This window comes from Conyzicola nivalis (genome assembly GCF_014639655.1).
Lineage (GTDB): Bacteria > Actinomycetota > Actinomycetes > Actinomycetales > Microbacteriaceae > Conyzicola > Conyzicola nivalis.
The window spans coordinates 1,547,970-1,568,638 of the sequence record NZ_BMGB01000001.1; the positions used below are offsets into that span (position 1 = coordinate 1,547,970).

Annotated in this window: 20 protein-coding genes; 6 read left to right on the forward strand and 14 right to left on the reverse strand. The window is 69.0% G+C overall.

All coding sequences use genetic code 11. From position 1 onward, the window contains the following. Positions 1-218: 218 nt before the first annotated feature. Entirely contained in the window at positions 219-863 is a 645-nt protein-coding gene (locus tag IEV96_RS07620) for a GOLPH3/VPS74 family protein (protein ID WP_188510036.1), read from the reverse strand. Next, the gene (locus IEV96_RS07625; RefSeq protein WP_188510037.1) at positions 853-1,896 is read right to left on the reverse strand and encodes a TerC family protein; all 1,044 of its coding nucleotides are present in this window, start codon (positions 1,894-1,896) and stop codon (positions 853-855) included. Before IEV96_RS07625 ends, IEV96_RS07620 begins: the two co-directional genes overlap by 11 nt. A gap of 245 nt (positions 1,897-2,141) precedes the next feature. Here IEV96_RS07625 and IEV96_RS07630 point away from each other — a divergent pair, with 245 nt between their 5' ends. Both IEV96_RS07630 and IEV96_RS07635 read left to right on the forward strand, forming a co-directional pair. Then, a complete protein-coding gene (locus IEV96_RS07630; protein ID WP_188510038.1) occupies positions 2,142-2,684 on the forward strand; it encodes a hypothetical protein in 543 nt (180 codons plus the stop codon). A 72-nt stretch (positions 2,685-2,756) separates the two neighbouring features. Then, on the forward strand, positions 2,757-3,098 hold the full coding sequence (locus IEV96_RS07635; protein ID WP_188510039.1) for a hypothetical protein: 342 nt from the start codon (positions 2,757-2,759) through the stop codon (positions 3,096-3,098). An 18-nt stretch (positions 3,099-3,116) separates the two neighbouring features. Here the strand turns inward: IEV96_RS07635 and IEV96_RS07640 are convergent, their stop codons facing one another. The 4 genes from IEV96_RS07640 to IEV96_RS07655 form a co-directional block, all read right to left on the reverse strand. Continuing rightward, the gene (locus tag IEV96_RS07640; RefSeq protein ID WP_188510040.1) at positions 3,117-4,229 is read right to left on the reverse strand and encodes a VanZ family protein; all 1,113 of its coding nucleotides are present in this window, start codon (positions 4,227-4,229) and stop codon (positions 3,117-3,119) included. A 68-nt stretch (positions 4,230-4,297) separates the two neighbouring features. Then, positions 4,298-5,665 carry a flavin monoamine oxidase family protein gene (locus tag IEV96_RS07645; protein ID WP_188510041.1) on the reverse strand — a complete coding sequence of 456 codons (1,368 nt, stop codon included), beginning with the start codon at positions 5,663-5,665 and terminating at the stop codon, positions 4,298-4,300. A 23-nt stretch (positions 5,666-5,688) separates the two neighbouring features. Beyond that, positions 5,689-6,690: a hypothetical protein gene (locus IEV96_RS07650; protein ID WP_188510042.1), complete on the reverse strand. Its 1,002-nt coding sequence runs from the start codon at positions 6,688-6,690 to the stop codon at positions 5,689-5,691. Between the two features lie 61 nt (positions 6,691-6,751). Continuing rightward, entirely contained in the window at positions 6,752-7,765 is a 1,014-nt protein-coding gene (locus IEV96_RS07655; RefSeq protein ID WP_188510043.1) for a diacylglycerol/lipid kinase family protein, read from the reverse strand. A gap of 249 nt (positions 7,766-8,014) precedes the next feature. Between IEV96_RS07655 and cls the strand changes: the two genes are divergently transcribed. The 4 genes from cls (at position 8,015) to IEV96_RS07675 (ending at position 13,676) form a co-directional block, all read left to right on the forward strand. After that, on the forward strand, positions 8,015-9,478 hold the full coding sequence (gene cls / locus IEV96_RS07660; protein WP_188510044.1) for a cardiolipin synthase: 1,464 nt from the start codon (positions 8,015-8,017) through the stop codon (positions 9,476-9,478). A 7-nt stretch (positions 9,479-9,485) separates the two neighbouring features. Continuing rightward, on the forward strand, positions 9,486-10,304 hold the full coding sequence (locus IEV96_RS07665; RefSeq protein ID WP_188510045.1) for a DUF1206 domain-containing protein: 819 nt from the start codon (positions 9,486-9,488) through the stop codon (positions 10,302-10,304). A 104-nt stretch (positions 10,305-10,408) separates the two neighbouring features. Next, positions 10,409-11,053, forward strand: a complete 645-nt coding sequence (locus tag IEV96_RS07670) for a TetR/AcrR family transcriptional regulator (protein ID WP_188510046.1) — start codon at positions 10,409-10,411, stop codon at positions 11,051-11,053. Between the two features lie 94 nt (positions 11,054-11,147). Then, on the forward strand, positions 11,148-13,676 hold the full coding sequence (locus IEV96_RS07675) for an MMPL family transporter (protein ID WP_188510047.1): 2,529 nt from the start codon (positions 11,148-11,150) through the stop codon (positions 13,674-13,676). A gap of 85 nt (positions 13,677-13,761) precedes the next feature. Here the strand turns inward: IEV96_RS07675 and IEV96_RS07680 are convergent, their stop codons facing one another. The 8 genes from IEV96_RS07680 to pcaH all read right to left on the reverse strand — a co-directional run bounded on the left by IEV96_RS07680 (position 13,762) and on the right by pcaH (position 20,655). Next, the gene (locus IEV96_RS07680) at positions 13,762-14,118 is read right to left on the reverse strand and encodes a PRC-barrel domain-containing protein (protein ID WP_188510048.1); all 357 of its coding nucleotides are present in this window, start codon (positions 14,116-14,118) and stop codon (positions 13,762-13,764) included. 112 nt (positions 14,119-14,230) lie between these two features. Next, a complete protein-coding gene (locus IEV96_RS07685) occupies positions 14,231-15,439 on the reverse strand; it encodes an acetyl-CoA C-acetyltransferase (RefSeq protein ID WP_188510049.1) in 1,209 nt (402 codons plus the stop codon). Then, positions 15,436-16,062 (reverse strand): CoA transferase subunit B, encoded by a 627-nt coding sequence (locus IEV96_RS07690; RefSeq protein WP_188510050.1) that lies wholly within the window; start codon positions 16,060-16,062, stop codon positions 15,436-15,438. The genes IEV96_RS07685 and IEV96_RS07690 overlap by 4 nt, the downstream gene beginning before the upstream one ends. Continuing rightward, positions 16,059-16,841: a CoA transferase subunit A gene (locus IEV96_RS07695; RefSeq protein ID WP_188511171.1), complete on the reverse strand. Its 783-nt coding sequence runs from the start codon at positions 16,839-16,841 to the stop codon at positions 16,059-16,061. Before IEV96_RS07695 ends, IEV96_RS07690 begins: the two co-directional genes overlap by 4 nt. After that, on the reverse strand, positions 16,841-17,968 hold the full coding sequence (gene pcaDC, locus IEV96_RS16790; protein WP_308419473.1) for a bifunctional 3-oxoadipate enol-lactonase/4-carboxymuconolactone decarboxylase PcaDC: 1,128 nt from the start codon (positions 17,966-17,968) through the stop codon (positions 16,841-16,843). Before pcaDC ends, IEV96_RS07695 begins: the two co-directional genes overlap by 1 nt. After that, entirely contained in the window at positions 17,965-19,368 is a 1,404-nt protein-coding gene (locus IEV96_RS07705; protein ID WP_188510051.1) for a lyase family protein, read from the reverse strand. The genes pcaDC and IEV96_RS07705 overlap by 4 nt, the downstream gene beginning before the upstream one ends. Then, positions 19,365-19,886 (reverse strand): protocatechuate 3,4-dioxygenase subunit alpha, encoded by a 522-nt coding sequence (pcaG, locus tag IEV96_RS07710; RefSeq protein WP_188510052.1) that lies wholly within the window; start codon positions 19,884-19,886, stop codon positions 19,365-19,367. Before pcaG ends, IEV96_RS07705 begins: the two co-directional genes overlap by 4 nt. After that, the gene (pcaH, locus tag IEV96_RS07715; protein ID WP_188510053.1) at positions 19,879-20,655 is read right to left on the reverse strand and encodes a protocatechuate 3,4-dioxygenase subunit beta; all 777 of its coding nucleotides are present in this window, start codon (positions 20,653-20,655) and stop codon (positions 19,879-19,881) included. The genes pcaG and pcaH overlap by 8 nt, the downstream gene beginning before the upstream one ends. Between the last annotated feature and the right edge of the window lie 14 nt (positions 20,656-20,669).

The following is a 20,669-nucleotide window of genomic DNA, read 5'->3' on the forward strand; positions in this document are numbered from 1 at the left end:
CAGCGGTCCTTCTTCTTTTCGAGTGATCAGCCGACGATGAAACTCCGCGACGAGGAAGGCCGTTGGACTAGGCCTCGTCGCGGCGACGAAGAAGGAGAAGCCGCTCGAAATGCATCCCCCGACAGTATCACCAGAGTCGCGGCGGCGCCGGTAAGGCGACGGTCAGGCTTTCGGCCCGCTATCCGGCCTCGTGCTTCGGGTTGCTGCCCATGCCGGGGCTACGGCGTGACGGCGTCGGCGAGGAGGCGGCCGATGACCTTGCCTCGTTCCCCGACACGGGCGGCCCGCTCGGTGAGCACGGTCAGGCGCGCCACGGTGGAGTCCTTCTCCGAGCGGTCGCGTACGAGGTAGACGTTGCGCCAGACCTTCCCGGCGAAGAGCACGACGGCCACGAGCTGCGCCCGCTCGTCGGCGGGCTCGCCGAGCCAGGCGGCGTCGAGTTGCTCGCGACGTTCCCGCAACACCTCGGCTCCGAGCGGGGTGAGGGGGGCGAGAGGTTTGCGTTCCTCGACGACGAGGCCGAGCGCGACGAGGCCCGCAACGAGGAGCGTCGACGAACCGAGGTTCGACAGGCCCCACGTGATGCTGCGGTCTTTCGACTGCCGCCAGAGCAGTGCCCGAGCCTCGTCGAGAGCCGCGTCATCCGACACCTGTTCCGTCGCGACGATCGCCTCGCGCATGGTGCGCGTGCGCTCCACCGCGACCCGACCGCCCTCGATGAGGTCGACCAGTTTCGCGGCGGAGAGCACCTGCGCCTCGGAACCGTTCACCTTGCCGTTGCGCAGCAGCTCCCCCGTGACGGGGTCGTAGTGCAGGACGAGGTAGAGCTCCTCGGCGACGGAGAGCGTTCGGCTAGTGGGCATCGGGGCGATCGTCGGACTCGACGGGGGCGTCGACCTTGTCCGCGACCGCGGGGTTCTTGCGCTCGTCCGAACGGATCTTCAGCAGGCTCGCGATCGTGGCGACGGCCATCGATGCCACGATGACGATGAGGGACGTGAAGGTGTCGATCTCGGGTGCCCACTCGACGTGCTCGCCGCCGTTGATGAACGGCAGTTCGTTCTCGTGCAGGGCGTGGAAGAACAGCTTCACACCGATGAAGGCGAGAATGAACGCGATGCCGTACTTGAGGTAGACGAGACGGTCGACCAGGTCGCCCAGCAGGAAGTACAGCTGGCGCAGACCCATGAGGGCGAAGATGTTGGCCGCGAAGACGATGAACGGGCTCTGCGTGATTCCGAAGATCGCGGGAATCGAGTCGAGCGCGAACACGATGTCGGTGGTGCCGAGGGCGATGATCACGATGAGGATCGGCGTGAAGACCTTCTTGCCGTCGATCACGGTGCGGATCTTGGCGCCGTCGAAGTCGTCGGTGATGTCGATGCGCTTGCGCAGGAAGCCGATGATCTTGTTCTCGGCGTCTTCTTCTTCGTCGTGGTTCGTGAAGGCCTGGTTGAAGGCGGTGTAGACGAGGAAGAGGCCGAACAGGTAGAACACGGCGCTGAACTGCTCGATGACGACGGCGCCGAGCATGATGAAGATTCCGCGGAAGATGAGGGCGAGGATGATGCCGATCATCAGCACCTCTTGCTGGTACTTCCTCGGCACCGAGAACCGCGCCATGATGATGACGAACACGAACAGGTTGTCGATGGACAGGCTGTATTCGGTGAGCCAGCCAGCCACGAACTGCCCCGCGTGCTCCGCGCCGCCGACGAAGAACATGATCACCGCGAAGATGAGCGCGAGCACCACGTAGAAGGTCACCCAGAGGGCCGACTCCTTGGTGCTCGGGATGTGCGGGCGCCGGTAGGCGAGCACGAGGTCGGCGATAACGATCGCGATGAGTACCGCGTACGAGGTGATCTCGAAGGCGAGAGGCAGTTCGACGTCCATGCAGGAGTCCGTTTCAAAAAAGAGTGTGGGCAGGGGGAAACCCGAAAGTCTCTCCCGCAGTATCGACAGAACGATAGTGCCACCGAGACCGGAGCCGCGGCGGTGGGGCTCGTGTTGACGATCTCGGCGAAATGGGATACTCCCCTTCGCAGGTGCCTACGATACAGGACTCTCGGCGACGCCCCCATACAATCGACCGGCGCCGCTCTCGACGCGGAAGCCGCCGAGGGTCTAGCCTGCGAGAAGTGGATACCGACGTTGCGAGAGCCGTAGAAGAGGGCCTGCTCATCGGGCGTTCCACGGTGACGCTCGCGACGAAGAACCACCTCATCGTCGGCGCCCTCCGCGAGGGCCGGTCGCTGCACGACCTCGACCTCGACGGCTTCGTCGCCGACCAGCTGCGGCAGATGTCGGTCGAGCAGAACGGGTACGCCGCCCGCACCGCTCGCAGCGCGCGCACGGCCAGAACCGCGGTGGGCGCGCTGCGTCACCAGCACGACTACCGGCCGGCGGACGTGCGGGTGCTCGAGGAGCGCGCCCTCATCTACTCCGAGCTCGCTCGCGCCTTCGCCGACCTCGCCGCCGATGCCGCGGTCGCCGCGGAATTGGCCGAGGCCGCCCGAGTCGATGCCTGGTCTGAGCTCAGCTCGGTGATCGGCAAACGCCTCGACCTGATCGCCAGGGCCGCGGACGATCCGTCATATGAGGGCTCGCGCCGCGAGAGTATGGCCGCTGTGCGCGAGGTGGACCTGCCCACCCTCGAACCGGACTACCGGCGCTGGAGCTAGAAGACCAGTAACCCACATGCCCGACCGTGGCAAGGCGTTGCCGCAATTGTTCACCCCGCAAAGGATGGAACGATGAAACAGGTCACGTACGCAGGAACTTCGTTCATTACCGGCACCGCCATCGCTGACTCCCTGCTTTCACTCGTCGCGGCTTTGGGAGCCAGCAGCGACTCGGCCTCCGTTCATGTGCCGGCCCTCGACACCGACGACGAGGTCGGTTCGGTCGACCTGGTGATCGGTCCGGCCAGCGAGGTCGTCGCCGTCGCATTCAAGACCGACGTTCCCGAACTCATCGACGAGGCGGCCGTCGATTCGCTCGACCAGCAGACACGCGCGCTGTCCCGCCCGCAGGCCGTCGCATCGAGCCACGACATGGACCGCATCTGGTCGCTGCCCGACCTCGACGTTTCGTAGGGCGCTACACCACCGCGCCTACCGGGCCTCGGCGACGGGGACCGTTCTCGCCCGTTCGTCCGCGATCGACGCCCCGGCGAAGAGACCCGACAATCCCGCCCGGCTGCGGGTGAGGGGCACCGCGACGAAGGCGGCGAGCAGAAGCACGCCGGCAAGAAAACCGACCGTGGGGGCGAACGGGAGCGAAAGCCGCGAGACGAATACGAGCAGCCCGTAGAGTCCCCCCACACTCGCGGCACGGAAGAGCCGCCGTGCGAGCGAGGCCTTCTGGGGCCAGAGCGGGCGGAGCCACACCGCCGTCTGTCCCAACGACGCACCGGTGCGCCGGATCGCGGGCAGGACGAAGACGAGGAGCGCGGGTAGAAGTGAACCCAGCGCCGCTTCGAAGCCATCGGGTGCCTCTGGGACGCGGCCGTTGACCGCGAGGAGCACCAGCCGATAGACGACGGCGAAGGCTGCGCCGATGGCCGTGAACAGCGCCAGGTCGATCGCCATGCCCAGCCAGCGGCGCCAGACGGTTACCGGACGGGGAGTGCCGCGCGCCGCGCGCAAGGCGCGTTCCTTCGGCATCCAAGCGAGGGCGACCGGGCCGACGAGGCCACCGAGGAGGGCGCCCAGCGTATTGGCGATGAGATCGTCGACGTCGGCGAGGCGGTAGGAGCACGAGTAGATGCCCCAGATTCCGGTGTACTGGGTGAGCTCGATGAGCGCGGAGGCCACCAACCCGGCGCCCACGGTCGTGAGGAGTCCGCGCGACAGGAAGCCCCGCACGATGACCCCCAGCGGCACGAACAGGAGCACGTTGAAAACCACCTGCAGCGTGGCCGGGCTGGTGAGGGTGCCCAGCACCCCGTCTCCCGCGGTCTCCCTGGCGATGTCGGATAGGGAATGGAACGGGACCAGTTCGACGCTGGGCGCGCAGACCTTCTCCGTCGACGACGGCAAAGGAAGAAGGGTGTAGGCGATCAGAGTCGTCAGGTAGACGCTCACTGCACCGGCACCGAGGAGTCGGAGACCCGTGAAGCGCCCGTACCTCCGATATTGGACGGCGATGATGGGGAAAAACGCCGACGCGAAGAGCACCGTGCCGAAAAGGATTCCGATTTCGGCCGACCACACCCAGATGCCCATAGTCCGACATTAGAGGAAACCGCACTTTGTCCGTAGAGCGGTTTGCGGCCCTGATGGCGGCATCGTGCTTACAGGCCGGCGCCCCGTAGGTCCCGCGCAAGTTCGGCCGCCACCTCGTGGCCGATACGGATGGCGCCGTCCACATGCTGGTACCCCTCGCCGGCGATGTCGCTGCTGGCGAACCTGATCGGCCCGACGGGACTGCGAAGGTGGGCTCCCCACCGGACGAGGCCGCCGAGGTCGAAGCTCGCGGCATAGGCGCCGCCGGTCCATTCCTCCGATACCCAGTCGCTCTCGAAGTACACCGTCGGCGAGAGCGCCTCGTCGCCGAAATAGGCGGCGAGCGATTCGAGGATGGTGCGTTCCCGTTCCGCCGCGGTGAGGGCGAGCATCCGGTCGGCGGTCTCCCCCGCGACGAACGCCACGAGCGTGCCAGTCCCCTCGCCGTGGCCGGAATTGTCGTAGGCCTCGTGAGCCACCTGGAACGGGCTGAACGCGGTACCCGACAGTCCGGCGTCACGCCAGAACGGGGTCGGATACACGGCGTGCACCTTGATGACCAGGCCGAGCGAGAGGTGCTGGTGCATCTGCTGGCGCACCGGCGGGAGCGCCGGGCTGAACCCGATGCGCCCGTAGAGGTTCGGCGGCACGGCCACCACCGCGCGGCGTGCGCGCACCACGAGGTCGTCGGTCGTGACGACCACGCCGTCGTCGGCGTACTCGACGCTGCGGGCCGGCTGCGAGAGGTGCAGCCCGTCGCCGAGCCGCTCGGCCAGCAGCACCGGGACCCGTTGCAGCCCGCCGACCACACGACGGTCGAGAATGAAGTCGGCGTCGACGAGGTGTCCGAATCCGCCGGCGCTCGAGGCCATCAACAGCGCCTGCAACACCGAGAACGAGTGGGCGGGCTTCGTGAGCATCGCCTCCGCGACGAACAGCGCGACGTTGGCGCGCGCCTCGGCATCCGCCGAGTTGCGCTCGAGCCACGCCTCGAACGATTCGGCGTCGAGCTCGGTGGCGCGGGGGTGATTCCACGGCTCGGACGGGTCCACCTCGGCCGTCAGGGCGGAGAGCAGGGCGATCAGCCGCTCGATCTCGTTCTGCGTCTCCTCCGAGGTCGGAAAGAGGTCGCCGGTGAAGCGGGTGGCCGAGCCCGTGTCATCCACATAGACGCTCTCACCGTCTCGGAAACGCGCGAAAGTCTCGAGCCCGAGTTCGTCGAGCATCGCGATGAGCGCCTGCTGGTCGGGCGACACCCACTGACCGCCGAGTTCGAGAACGGCCCCGTCGACCGTCTCGGTGCGCAGGCGCCCGCCGACGCGGTCGCGCGCTTCGACGACGATGGCCGACAACCCGGCCTTCTGCAGGTCGGTCGCGATGGTCAGGCCGGTCGCCCCGGCCCCGATGATGACGACATCGCACTGCAGTTCTGTCACTGGATGATCCTTCGAGACGGGCCTTACCGGCGCGGCGATTGCTCCCGATCGTAGCCCGCCTCCGCGGCCACCGGCAGCCGGTGTGCGTGCTCGCGGGCGTAGCGGCGGGCGCGACGGATCTGGGCGACCATGATCGGACCGAGGATGACGGCGGCCGCCGCGAGCACGACAAGGATGGCGATGGACATCCCGGACACCGATCCGTCGATCAGAGATCCCAGCTGCAAGACTGCGGTGCTCGAGAACAGCAAACCGAGGAAGGCGAGTTGGAAGCCCTGAACGGTTTTCCAGACCTCGGCGTACTTTGCCGCGGCCACCGTTTCTTCGTCGTCGAGGTCGACAGCTTTGCCGCGGACCACCACTCTCATGATCGTCGACGCGAGCTTCACGTCACGGCCGGTGATCGCGCCGAGTCGGCGCGCTAGCGAAGCCGATACGAATGCGCCCGCCACCGCTCCCGCGGTGAACGCCAGCTGAAGCGCGACGAATATCTGTTGCACCGGCTCGTCGGGCAGCGCGAAGGCGAGCCCCACCGAGAGCACCACGAGCGTGCCGAAGAACCAGAACGCGATGAGGCGCACCCCGCGCACGGTCTCCGCGCGTGTGACGGGCGCCCAGACCACCGGCACCTCCGGTTTGCGGTACTTGGCTGCGATTCTCGGGCTCGCGAGTACGACCAGGCCGGTGACCGCCCCTCCCACACCGATGAAGAGGAGCGGCAACCACACGGCGACGCCCTCCAGCATCGCGTAGGCCACGATGGCGACCGATGCGAGCCCCTCGAGGACCAGCACCACCCGTAGATAGTGGCGGAAATAGCGGCGCGCGTCGCCCGACCGCACATCCCAGTAGAACGCCACCGCCGCCAGACACACGGGCCCGCACACGAAGATCGTGAGCGCCGCGATGGCAAGCCAATACGCAGCGCCGGGCTCCCCCGTCGACTGCATCGTGATGATGAGCGCCCCACCGACGGTGAGCCCGGCCGTGATGACGACCAGCGATACGAACCAGAGTGTTTTCACCGGTCCAGTAAAGCCGAATCGGCAATATCTGAGGGGAGCTTGACTTTGCGGACCCCGTGGATCAGGAGTCGGCGGGCACCCGTACGGTGAGGCCGCCGGGCTCGAGCCAGGTCTTGAACGCCATGGCCTTGCCGAAGCCGTCGCCGTCGAGTTCGATCTCCTCGGGCTTGGCCAGCCGCAACGCCAGGGTCGTGCCGGTGGTGTACTTCAGCGCGTCGACGTCGCCCGTCGACAGCTTGCGTCCGGCCTTGGTGCGGCTGAGCACGCCGTTCTCCCAGAAGACCTTGCCGAGGATCTGCAGCCAGCCGAAGACGCTCTTCGGGTCGAGGATGAGAACGTCGAACACACCGTCGTCGACGGCGGCATCGGGCATAAGCAGGATGTTCGCGGGCAGCGATCCGCAGTTGCCCACCATGATCGAGTGAGCGCGCACGTGACGCTCGCGACCCTGATCGAGCTTGTAGCGGAAGTTCAGGGTGTCTTTGTCTTTCGCGACGACGGCGATCGCCTTGACGTAGGCCAACCAGCCGGCCTTCGCCTTCAGGTCGTCGTCGGTGTTCGCGATCATTTTGGCGTCGATGCCCAGACCGGCCATCACGAGGTAGCTGTGCTGGTCGACGCTGCGGTCTTCGCGCTCGATCTTGATGCGTGCGATGTCGATGGCGCGGTCTCGTCCGGTGAACGCCGACTCGATCGAGTGGTCGAGGTCGTTGAGCGTCAGCTTCAGGTTGCGGGCGAGCAGGTTGCCCGTGCCCGAGGGCAACAATGCGAGGCTGACGTCGGCTCCGCGCAGGCCCTCCGCCACGGCGCGCACGGTGCCGTCGCCGCCCGCCGCGATCACGAGGGTGGCGCCCGCGGCGATAGCCTCTGCGGTCGGCCCCTGCCCCGGGTCATCCGCGGACGTCTCGAAAAATAGCGTCTCGGGCCAGCCGGCCTCCGCTTCGTACCGCGCGACCGACTCCTTGATGGCGTCGATGTCGACCTTGATCGGGTTGAAGACCACGGCGGCCTGGCCGACGGTCGGGCGCGAGGCCTCGGTCTGATCGTCGTTCGGACGTTCGGTAGCTGCGGACATGGTTGTTCTCCTCGGCGGGGTGGACTCCGTGTATTGAGCCTATTGAGTGGCGGCTCGGAAGTATCGACGGCTTCGGCGACCGGTAGGTCGAACGTAACGGAACGCCGCGGTATGCCGCGCATTTGGGCGTCGGCTTGCTTTCTTGTCGCAGGGATGCCTACCACGGAACGACGGGCGGCAGCCGAGCCGCCCGTCGGCCGTAGGATTTGAGCGGGGGCCTGTCGACGCGACGCGCCAGAACGGACGACAGTGGACTGGCGCAAACTGCTCAAGGCGGCACCGACCGTGCTGGCGGTCATCAACATCATCATCAGGATCGCCGCGGTCGTGCGTATCCCTCGTGACCGCCGGCCCACCTCGGCGATGGCGTGGCTCGTCACCGTCTTCGCCCTGCCCATCCCGGGCGCGCTCCTGTTCCTGCTGTTCGGAAGCAGCAAGCTGCCGCAGGACCGCCGCGACAAGCAGAGCGAGATCAACAGCTTCATCGTCGAAACAACCTCGGGGCTCGACCTCGTCCGCCAGGACGCGACGTGGCCCAAGTGGCTCGAATCGATCGTCGAGCTGAATACGACGCTGGGTTCCATGCCGCTGGTCGGGGGCAACACGGCCGAGCTGCTGCCGGACTACGCGCCGTCGATCGCCGCGATGACCCGGGCGGTCGAGAAGGCCGAGCGCTACGTCCACGTCGAGTTCTACATCCTCACCCGCGACGACACGACGGCGGGGTTCTTCGCCGCCCTCGCCGACGCGCGCGCCCGCGGCGTCATCGTGCGGGTGCTCTACGACCACATCGCGACCCTGCGTCACCCCTATTTCGCCGAGACCAAGGCCTTTCTGCGCGACGCCGATATCCCGTTCCGCGAGATGCTGCCGTTCAAGCCGTTCCGCAGCTCGTGGCGCCGGCCCGACCTGCGCAACCACCGCAAGGTTCTCGTCGTCGACGGCATCGTCGGGTTCATGGGCTCGCAGAACATGGTCGACCCCAGCTACAACAAGAAGGGCAACATCAAGCGCGGCCTGCAGTGGAAGGACCTGATGGTCCGGCTGCAGGGACCCGTCGTCGCCGGCGTCAACGCCATCTTCGTCACCGACTGGTACGCCGAGACGGGCGAGCTGCTGACCCGCGAGACCGACCCCATCCACGAGGTGCCGACCGACAACGCCATCGACTGTCAGGTGGTACCGAGCGGCCCCGGATTCGACAAAGAGAACAACCTGCGCCTGTTCAACTCGCTCGTCTACAGCGCCCAGAAGCGGCTCGTGATCGTGAGCCCCTACTTCGTGCCCGACGATTCGATGCTCTACGCGATCACGACCGCCGCCGAGCGCGGGGTCGAGGTGCAGCTCTTCGGGTGCGAGGTGGCCGACCAGGCCGTGGTCTATCACGCGCAGCGGTCCTATTACGACACCCTGCTCGACGCCGGCGTGCGCATCTTCCTGTACGAGAAGCCGGTGGTGCTGCACGCCAAGCACTTCACCGTCGACGACGATGTCGCGGTCGTCGGCTCGAGCAACATGGACATGCGCTCGTTCAGCCTGAACTTTGAGGTGTCGCTCATGGTGCGCGGACGGGATTTCGTCGAGAAGCTCCGCGCCGTGGAGGACGACTACCGCGCCCACTCGCGCGAGCTCACCATAGAAGAATGGAAGACCCGCACCGTGAAGTCCCAGGTGCTCGACAACGTGGCGCGCCTCACGGCGACGGTGCAGTAAGGCAGTCATGAGCGAAAAGACCGAAGACGCCGTCGACTCGGTGCGAAGCGGAGCCTCGACGCTGCGGAGCAGCCGCGTTTTCCAGACGTTGGCGCGGGGCGGGTACGCCGTCAACGGCCTCATCCACATGCTCATCGGCGCCATCGCGCTCACGGTCGCGTTCGGCGGCCAGGGCGAAGCCGATCAGGGCGGCGCGCTCGCGCAGGTGGCGAGCTACCCCTTCGGCGAGGTCATCCTGTGGGTGGTGGTCGTGGCCCTCGCCGCGCTCGGCCTCTTCCAGTTCGTCGACGCCGCCCTCGTGCGCGGCCGCGAGAAGTCCGACTGGGCGGATCGCGCGAAGGAGGCCGGCAAGGGCATCGCCTACCTCGCCGTCGGAGCGTCGGCTCTCACCTACGCGATGGGGGGTTCGAGCGACAGCGGCAACCAGACCCAGGGCCTCAGCGCCTCGCTCCTCGCGACGCCGGGCGGGGTCGTGCTGCTCGTCGTTGTCGGGGTGGCGACCATGGCCATCGGCGGCTACTTCGTGGTGAAGGGCATCCGCCGCAAATTCCTCGACGATCTGGCTCTGCCGAATGCGCGCTGGAAGCGCTCGGCCACCGTGCTCGGCGTGGCCGGCTACGTGTCGAAGGGCGTCGCCATTTTCGTGGTCGGGGTGCTCTTCGTCGTCGCCGCCGCCACGGCGGACGCGAGCGAGGCCTCCGGTCTCGACGGTGCGTTGAAGTCGCTCGCCGCGCTTCCCGCCGGCGGCGCCCTGCTCGTGGCGATCGGCATCGGGCTCATCGCCTACGGCGTCTACTGCTTTGTGCGGGCCCGCTTCCGGGCCTAGCCGGACCGGCCGCACTGCGGCGGTTTCGCGATGCACAGCGAAGTCCCAGCGCAGACCAGCGGAAAACGCTGCACAGAGTGCGTCGGTGCACTTAGTGTATTTACATGACCACCGCGAGCATCACGATCGACCGACGGGCCGCCCTCAAGGCGCGTCACCGTCAGGCGATTCTGGATGCCGCGGCGGCACTCATCCGTGAGCGCGGTAAACCGCGCTTCAGCGTCGACGAACTGGCCGAGCGCGCCGACGTGGCCCGCCGCACCGTGTTCAACCACTTCTCGTCGCTCGACGACATCGTGCAGATCACCTGCACCCGCGTGCTCACCGACGCCGTCGACGAGTTCCGCGCCGCCACCCGCGCCGCGCCGCCCGGCGACGGAAGCCGCTACTCGCTGTTCTCGGAGATCGCGGCCGCGGTGCAGGGCATGGACCTGCCCTCCGTCATCGGCTACCTGTGGGGCGTACTGGCCGAAGACGGCGAAGACGGCCGCTCCGAGTCGGCCATGCAGAACGTCTTCGCCAGCGCCACCGAGCAGCTCTCGCTCGAGATCGCCGGCCGCAGCGACGAACTCGACCAGTTCGAGGTGGAGGTGCTCGTCAGCTCGCTGATGAACGGCGTCGCCGTCGCTGCCCGCCACTGGATCACCCGCACGGGCGCCAGCCTCGACGCCGACTCCCGCGCGATCTGGGACGAACTGCTCGGCCGCCTGCTCGCCTCCGTGCGAGCCGGGTACGCACCCCCAGCCTGACCCGATACCGACCCACCCCTCCTTCCCGATGACGCGATGTGAGACGTACGACCCCCTGTGTCACCCACACCGCTAAGAAAGAAATCAGAGGAACATGGCATCCCTTCTCTACCGACTCGGTCGGTTCTCCGCCCGCCGGGCCTGGCTGGTCATCGTCGCGTGGGTGGTCATCCTCGGCCTCGCCGGCGGCGCATTCGCCCTCTTCGGCGGCACCCTCACCTCCGCGGTCAGCATTCCCGGCACCGCTACCCAGAAGGTGAGTGACGAACTCGCCGAGAAGTTCCCACAGGCGAGCGGCGGGCGCGGCACCGTGGTGTTCACCACGACCGACGACTCCCCGTTCACCGACGAGCAGAAGACCGCCATCGGCGACCTGCTCACCGAGACGAACGACCTCGACGACGTCAAGGCCACCACGAACCCGTTCGAGACGCAGGCCCAGCTCGACGATCAGGCCCAGCAGATCATTGACGGGCGCACGCAGATCGCGGATGCCACGGCTCAGCTCGAGGCCGGACAGGCCCAGATCGACGCCGCGAAGGCACAGGCCGCCGCCGGTCAGACCCAGCTCGACGCCGCAAAGGCCCAGGCGGGAGCCGCGGCCACCACCGGTCAGCTCGCGGCGCGGTTCGCCGCGCAGCAGGCGCAGATCGACGCGGGCACCGCGCAGATCGACGCCCGGCAGTCCACCCTCGACGAGGGTCGCACCGAACTGGAGTCGAAGAGCACCGAGCTCGAGCAGGGTTCCGACCTCCTCGACCTCGCGGCCGAGATCCGCCAGGTCTCCAGCGACGAGACCACCGCCGTCGGCAGCATCCAGTTCGACAAGTCGCTCAACCTGGTGCCGGCCGAGGCGAAGGAAGCCATCGTCGAGACCATGAGCGACGCCGACATCGACGGTGTCGCCGTCGAGGTGTCGAACGACATCGCGGCGAGCATCCCCGAGATCCTCGGCCCGGGCGAGATCGCCGGTGTCATCTTCGCGGCTGTCGTGCTGTTCGTGATGCTCGGCACGCTCATCGGAGCCAGCCTCCCCCTGATCAACGCCCTCATCGGCGTCGGCGTCGGCGTGCTCGCCTCGCTCGCGCTCAGCGGAACCGTCACGATGATCTCGGTCACGCCGGTGCTGGGTGTGATGCTCGGCCTCGCGGTCGGCATCGACTACTCGCTGTTCATCCTCAACAGGCACCGCACGCAGCTGCGCAACGGCGTGCCGCTGGAGGAGTCGATCGGTCTCGCCAACGGAACGTCGGGTAACGCCGTCGTCTTCGCCGGGTCCACCGTGCTCATCGCACTACTCGCCCTGAACCTCACCGGAATCCCGTTCCTCGGGCTCATGGGTACGGTCGGTGCCATCTGCGTGTTCGTGGCCATCCTCATCGCGATCACGCTGACGCCCGCCGTATTGCGGTTGGTCGGCACCAAGATCCTCACCAGGAAGGCGCGCAAGGTCATCGGCCAGGCGGACGCCAAGACCCGCGTGCCGAACAAGCCGATGAACACCCTGCGCGCCGTCGTGACCGTCGTCGCCGGTATCGCGGTGCTGCTCATCATCGCCATCCCCGCGCTCTCAATGCGTCTCGGACTGCCGGCAGGTTCCTCGGAGCCCGTCGACTCGAGCGCCTACAAGGCCTACAAGCTGATCGACGACAAGTTCGGCGCCGGGGTGAACGGGCCGCTGATCGTGGTCGCCGACCTCGACCAGGCCATCACCGACGACGAACTCGTCGGCGAACAGGTGCGTATCGGCCAGCTGCTCAAGGCCGAAAACGATGTCGTGGCGGTCGCCCCCATCGGTGCATCCGACGACGACCTGCTGCTCGCCTTCCAGGTCGTGCCGGAGGGCGGACCGACGAGCGAGTCGACAGAACAGCTCGTGCGCGACCTGCGCGGGCTCGAGATCGACGGTGTCGCCTCCCTCGGAGTCGCTGGAAACGCCTCGGGCAACATCGACGTGAGCGAGAAGCTCGCCGACGCGCTGCCGCTCTATCTGCTCGTGGTCGTGGGTCTCTCGCTGATCATCCTGATCTTCGTGTTCCGCTCGATCCTGGTTCCGGTCACCGCGACGCTGGGCTTCGTGCTCTCGCTGTTCGCGGCGTTCGGCGGCATCACCGCCGTGTTCCAGTGGGGCTGGCTCGCACCGGTGTTCGGGGTACACGATCCGGGCCCCATCCTGAGCTTCCTGCCCATCCTCGTGGTCGGCATCCTGTTCGGGCTCGCCATGGACTACCAGCTGTTCCTGGTGAGCGGGATGCGGGAAGCGTACGCGCACGGTGCTCCGGCCCGTCTCGCCGTCCAGCGCGGACTGCACGCCGGCCGCGCGGTCGTGATCGCCGCGGCGCTGATCATGATCTCGGTGTTCGGCGGGTTCATCTTCTCGAACTCGGTGATGATCCAGTCGATCGGTCTGGGGCTGGCACTCGGCGTGCTGCTCGACGCGTTCGTCGTGCGCCTGCTCATCATCCCGGCCGTTATGCACCTGCTCGGCGGCGCCGCGTGGTGGATGCCCAAGTGGCTCGACCGCATCCTGCCGAACGTCGACGTCGAGGGCGCCTCGCTCGAGCGTTCGCACCCGACGACGACGCACGACCCGGAGCCCGAGCCTGAGAAGGTCGGGGTCTAGCAGCGAACGACGAAGGCGCGGAGCCGGGCCCTGGGCCTTGCTCCGCGCCTTCGTCGTTAAAAGAGGTGCGTTCAGCCGGGTGCGTTCAGCGGCGGCCCAGTCGGCGTTCGCCGTGCACGCCCGTGCTGTACGGAAGCCCGAAGTGGGCGTAGAGCTCGGGCTCGCGTGCCGCCTCGAGCTCGCCGTCGGTCGTGATCGACGGGGCGTCTTTGATCAGCTTCTTGTCGAACAGCACCTTGAGGTATTTCGGCGCGACGACGGCGCCGTTGAGCGGCACGAAGACCAGCTTCTGGCCGCCCAGAATGCCCACGTGCACGGCCGCGAAGGCCGGCTGTTCGGTCGAGGTCTCGAAGTAGATGCTCTCGAACGAGCCGACCTTCGACCCCTCGGCATCGACGACCGGAAGACCGATCCAGTCACGCAGGTTTTCTGCTTCGAACATGTTTCGTGCCCTTCTCGGCGGGAAAGGTTCCAGCCCGTACCGCCAACGCTAGCCGCAGCGGCTCTGACCGTTGCGGCCTAGCGTCGCGGTACAGAGTGTGCGTCGCGGGCGCTCAGGCCCGCTCGAACACGGCGGCGAGGCCTTGGCCGCCCCCGATGCACAGTGTCTCGAGCAGGTAGCGGCCGCCCGTGCGCTGCAGGTGACGGCTCGAGGTGGCGAGGATGCGCGCGCCCGTCGCCCCCACCGGATGGCCGAGCGAGATCCCCGAGCCCAGCACGTTGATCCTGTCCCAGTCACCCGGCCCGATGTGCCACTCCTGCGTGACGGCGAGCACCTGCGCGGCGAACGCCTCGTTGAGCTCGATCAGGTCGATGTCGGCGAACGCGACACCGGCCCGTTCGAGCGCTTTCGCCGTCGCGGGCACCGGGCCGAGGCCCATGCGCGACGGTTCCACACCCGCGCGCGCCCAGCCGGCCAGGCGCACGAGCGGCTCGAGCCCGAGCTGCCCGGCCCGCTCGGGGGTCGTGACGATCATCGCCGCGGCCGCGTCGTTCTGCCCGCTCGCGTTGCCTGCGGTGACGGTGGCCTGCGGGTCGCCACGGCCGAGGATCGGTGTGAGTGCGGCGAGAGCCTCCGCGCTCGACTCGCGGGGCGTCTCGTCGCGGTCCACGACGGTGTCCCCCCTGCGACCGCGCACGGTGACGGACACGATCTCGTCGGCGAAGTGGCCGGCGGCGACCGCGGCGAGCGCCCGCGTCTGCGAGCGCAGCGCGAGCTCGTCCTGCTCCTCGCGGGGAATCCCGAAGTCGCGCCGCAGGTTCTCCGCCGTTTCGAGCATCCCGCCCGGCACGGGGTAGTTCTTGCCGCCCGCCGTCTCCCGGCCGCGTCCGAGCGCGTCGTGCAGGCGGAGGCCGCCGGTCCCGGTCACGCCGAATCGCGAGGTGGTCGTGTAGAACGGCGCCTGGCTCATCGAGTCGACCCCGCCCGCGATCACCACGTCGCTTATCCCGGTCTGCACCTGCATCGCGCCGTCGAGCACGGCCTGCAGCCCCGAGCCACAGCGGCGGTCGAGTTGCAGGCCGCCCACGGTCACCGGCAGTCCGGCGTCGAGGGCCGCGACGCGTGCGACGGGCGGTGCCTCCGCCGTCGGGTAGGCCTGACCGAAGATCACGTCGTCGACGTCGGCACCGTCGATTCCCGTGCGGCGCATCAGCTCGGCGATGACGGTGGCGGCGAGCTCGGCGGCCGTCACCTCGCGGAACACCCCGCCGAAGCGTCCGATCGGGGTGCGCAGCGGTTCGCAGATCACGACCTCCCTCATCGCAACTCCGCCCCGGTCGCCGCGCGGACCTCGGCCTCCGTCACCCCGTCGGCGAGCTCGACCAGGACCAGCCCGTGATCGGCGACGTCGATCACGGCGAGGTCGGTGATGATGCGGTCGACCACGCGCTTGCCGGTGAGCGGCAGCGTGCAGCGCTCCACGATCTTGTGTTCGCCGGTCTTCGTGACGTGCTCCATCAGGACGATGATCTTCTTCGCCCCGTGCACGAGGTCCATCGCGCCGCCCATGCCCTTCACCAGCTTGCCCGGCACGGCCCAGTTGGCGATGTCGCCGATGGCCGAGACCTGCATGGCGCCGAGCACCGCGACGTCGATCACGCCACCCCGGATCATCCCGAAGCTCTGCGCCGAATCGAAGTAGGCCGCACCGGGCAGCACCGTCACCGTCTCTTTGCCGGCGTTGATGAGTTTCGGGTCTTCCTCGCCCTCCCACGGGTACGGGCCGACGCCGAGGATGCCGTTCTCGGAGTGCAGCACCACGGTGAGGTCCGACGGTATGTGGTTCGGGATGAGCGTGGGCAGGCCTATGCCGAGGTTGACGTAGCTGCCGTCGGTGAGTTCCGCGGCGGCGCGCGCCGCGAGTTGGTCGCGGGTGAGAGTCATCGGTCCTCCGGTCGGTGGCGCGTGGTCACGAGTTCGATCGGCAGGTCGGCCGCGTCGTCGGGCGACAACCGTACGATGCGGTCGACGTAGATGCCGGCGAGGTGCACGTCGTCGGGGTCGATCTCGCCGGGTCGCACGAGCTCGTCGACCTCGGCGATCGTCACGCGTCCCGCCATGCCCGCCACCGGGTTGAAGTTGCGCGCCGACTTCTCGAAGACGAGGTTGCCGTGGGTGTCGCCGCGTGCCGCCCGCACGAGCGCGAAGTCGGTGACGATGGCCTCCTCGAGCACGTACTCCTTGGGCGCCCCGAGCGACGCGAACTCCCGCGTCTCCTTCGGCGGCGATTCGACGAGCACCGAGCCGTCGGGCGCGTACCGCCAGGGCAGCCCGCCCTCCGAGACCAGGGTGCCCACGCCGCTCGCGGTGAAGAACGCGGGGATGCCCGCACCCCCGGCGCGCATCCGCTCGGCGAGGGTCCCCTGCGGCGTCAGTTCGACCTCGAGCGAGCCGTCGAGGTAGCGGCGGGCGAAGTCCTTGTTCTGCCCGATGTAGCTCGCGGTCACCCGGCTGATGCGGTCTTCGCGCAGCAGCTCGCCGAGGCCCCAGCCGTCGACGCCGCAGTTGTTCGACACCACGCGCAGGTCGCTCGTGCCCTGCGCGAGAAGCGCCCTGATCAGCACGATAGGCACCCCGACGAGACCGAAGCCGCCGACCGCGATGGAGGATCCGTCGGCGATATCGGCCACGGCATCCGCGGGGTTCGCGACGCTCTTGTCCATCATCCGTCCAGTTCTGCGAAGACGCGCTTCGCCGTCTCGAAGGCCGAGTTCGCGGCCGGCACGCCCGCGTAGATCGCGGTGTGCATGATCGCCTCGGCGATCTCGTCGCGGCGGAGCCCGTTGGTGAGCGCCGCCCGCACGTGCATCGCCAGTTCGTGCTGGTGGTTGCCGGCGATGAGGGCGGCGAGGGTGAGCAGGCTGCGGTCGCGGCGGGCCAGGGCCGGGCGCGACCAGATCTCGCCCCACGCGTAGCGCGTGATGAAGCCCTGGAAGTCCGCGGTCTCTGCCGTGATGCCTGCGGTCGCCCGGTCGACGTGGGCGTCGCTGAGCACCTCGCGGCGCACCCGCATGCCGCCGAGCCGGGAACGCAGCAGCGACGCCACGACGTCGGGGCGCTCGGTTGCCGGCAAATGTGCGGCGCCCTCGATGAGCCGGTAGGTCGCTCCGGGGATCGACGCGGCGAGCGCCTCGAGCTGGGTCGGCGGCGTCGCGAGGTCGAATTCGCCGGCCGCGCAGAGGGTGGGGACGCGGATGTCGCGTGCCGCATCCCGCGCATCGAAGTCGGCCAGCGCCTCGCAACACAGCGCGTACGACTCGTCGTCGACGTCGACGAGGGCGGAGAGCGCCGGTGCTCCCGCCGCGGGATGCGCGTCGAGGAAGCCGGGCGCGTACCACCGCTCCGCGCTGAGGGCCACGAGCGAGGCGGTCCCGCTGCGCCTGGCGCGTTCGGCACGCTCGCGCCAGCCCTCCGCGCTGCCGATGCGGGCGGCCGAGCAGATCACGGCGAGGCTCATGATCCGGTGCGGGTGGTGCAACGCCAGTTCTAGCCCGACCGCACCGCCGGCCGAGATGCCGGCGTAAGCGAACGGACCGCCCCCGACCGAATCGACGAGGTCGATGACGGCATCGGCGAGGTCGGCCACGGTGAACGGCTGCGACGCGGCCGGACTCGAGCCGTGACCGGGCAGGTCGAACCGCAGCACCCGGTAGTCGGCGGCCAGGTCGGCCGCGACGGAATCCCACAGGGCCGTCGTGGTTCCGAGCGACGGCCCGAGCACGACGAGCTCGGCGCCGCGCTCGAGCGAACGCACCGGAGTGACGGTTCCGCGCAGGAGCGGCCTGGTCACGATGCCTCCCCGGTCGGAGCACCGACGGTCACGGCCCGATAGGCCGCGAGCACGCGGTCGATGGCGGCGTCCGCGGCGGCGGTGTCGGAGTCGGAGTCGGAGTCGCCGGCGAACGCGGCCGCCACGGCGTCGCGCGCGCCCCGGTCGTACGGGCCCGCCGCAATGGCTTCGGCGACCACCTCGCTCAGCGGGCGCCCGCTGACGACGGCTTCTCGCGACGCCTCCCCGACCAGCGCGAAGGCGGCGGCACCACCGACGGTCTCGGCGAGCACCGCCGACACCCGCTCGCTGAAGATCAGTCCGCCGGTGAGTGCGAGGTTGGCGGCCATGCGCGCGACATTGACCTCGAGACCGGCTATCAGGGTGGCGGCGCCGTGGGCCGCCGAGACCGCGCTGCGCTCCAGTTCGCGCAGGGGCAGCCACTCGGCGTGCCACGCGCCGGTGGGGCGCTGGTCTTCCGAGAGGGCCGAGGCGTGCAGCGCGGCGAGCTCGTGCGGGGTGCGGCGGGCCGCGGCGGTCACCAGCACCGCGGTAATCGGATTGCGCTTGTGCGGCATGGCCGACGATCCCCCGCCGCCGCCCTCGACGAGCTCGCCGATCTCAGTGCGGGCGAGCACCGCGACGTCGACGGCCACCACGCCGACCGCGGCCACGGCGGCGGCGAGTGCGGCGGCGACGTCGAGTACCGGCGCCCGGTTCGTGTGCCAGGAGATCGGCGCGAGCCGCAGCCCCAGCCGTCGGGCCACGGCTGCGGCGACCTCGTCGGCGCTCGAGCCGCGCGCCGTCGCGGCGCGGGAGAGCGCAGCGAGCGAACCGACCGCGCCACCGAGCTGCACCGGCAGCCCGCCCCGCACCCGGTGGAGCCCGTCGATCGCCGTCGTCACGCCGTCGAGCCAGCCGGCGGCGACGAAGCCGAAGGTCGTGGGGGCGGCGTGCTGGCCGAGCGTGCGGGCGACCATCGGGGTGGCGCGGTGGGTCTCGACCAGCGACGCGAGCGACGCGCCCGCTTCCTTCAGCCGCGCGAGCACCTCGTCGCACACCGCGCGGGCGACGAGCATGGCCGCCGTGTCGAGGATGTCCTGGCTGGTGGCACCGAGGTGCACGTGGTCGGACGCGCCGTGGTGCAGCGCGTCGGCCGCCGCCCCGAGCCATGTCACGAGCGGGATCACCGGGTTGCCGCCGGCGCGGGAGGCTGAGGCGATCGCCACGACGTCGGGCTCCGCCGTCTCGAGGCCGTCGCAGACCTCGAGCATCCACTCCGGCGCCACGCCCGTGTCGACCAGGGCGCGTGACAGCGCCAGCTCGACGCGAACCATCGCGGCGAGGAACGCCGCGTCGCCCGTCAGTTCGAGGGCCCGGCTGCCCTGGGCGAGCGGGTCGAGCAGGCCGGCGTCGATCATGTGTACTCCAGGAACACGGTCTCGCCGTCGCCCTGCAGCCGGATGTCGAAGCGGTAGGAGCGTTCGGCGTCGGCCGTGGCGACGAGGGTCGTCCGGCGGTCGGCGGGCAGCGACCCGAGCAGCGCGTCGTCGACGTCGGAGAAGTAGGCGCGGGTGAACAGGTGGTGGCTGAGGCCACGCGCGAAGATGGCGACGGTCGCGAACGAAGTGCCCGGGACGAGGGTCGTGAAGGAGTACTCGCCGGCGAGGTTCGTCGCCGCGCGGCCGAAGCCCGTGAAGCCGAAACCGTCGCGCACCAGACTGCCCCGCCGCCGGCTCGGCGACCCCGTGTCATCCGCCTGCCAGATTTCGATCACCGCGTCGCGCACGCCCGTTCCGGTTCCGTCGAAGACCGTGCCGTGCAGCCGGACCGCGCGCGGGTCGGCGGCCGGGGCGACCCGCGGGCCGTCGTCGTAGGGCAGCGCGAAGTGGAAGAACGGCCCGACCGTCTGCGACGGGGTCGGCGCGAAGTCATTCATCGGCGTCCTCCGCCTCCAGCCAGGTCGACCGGGGGCCGGTCAGCACGATGTCCCAGCGGTAGCCGAGCGAGTGCTCGGGAACGCTCGAGGAGTGGTCGTACCGCCCGACGAGCCGCTCGCGCGCGGCCGGGTCGGCGATCGACTGGTAGATCGGGTCGAGGGCGAACAGCGGGTCGCCGGGAAAATACATCTGCGTCACCAGCCGCTGCGTGAACTGCGAGCCGAACACCGAGAAGTGGATGTGCGCCGGACGCCAGGCGTTCGTGTGGTTGAGCCACGGGTACGGGCCGGGCTTGATGGTCCGGAACGAGTACGAGCCGTCGTCGCCGGTGATCGCCCGGCCCACCCCGGTGAAGTTCGGGTCGAGCGGCGCCGGGTGCTGGTCGCGCTTGTGCACGTAGCGCCCGGCCGAGTTCGCCTGCCAGAGCTCGATGAGCTGCGCGCGCACCGGCCGGCCGTCACCGTCGACGACGCGCCCGCTCACGGTGATGCGTTCGCCGAGCGGCTCGCCGGCGTGCTGGATCGTGAGGTCCGACTCGAGCTCGTCGACGTCGGTGTGGCCGAAGGCCGGGGAGAAGCGCTCGATCTCTTCCGGGTCGACCCTGACGAGCTGGTGGGTCGGATGTCTCAGCAGCGAGCTGCGGTAGGGCGGGTAGTCGCGGCGCGGGTGCAGCTCGGGGGCTCCCCCGGCGCTGACGAGGGCCGCGGCATCCGCCTCGATCTGCCGGATCTCCTCGGAGATCGCGGCCTGGGTCTCGGGCTGACTCACGATTCTCCCCCTAG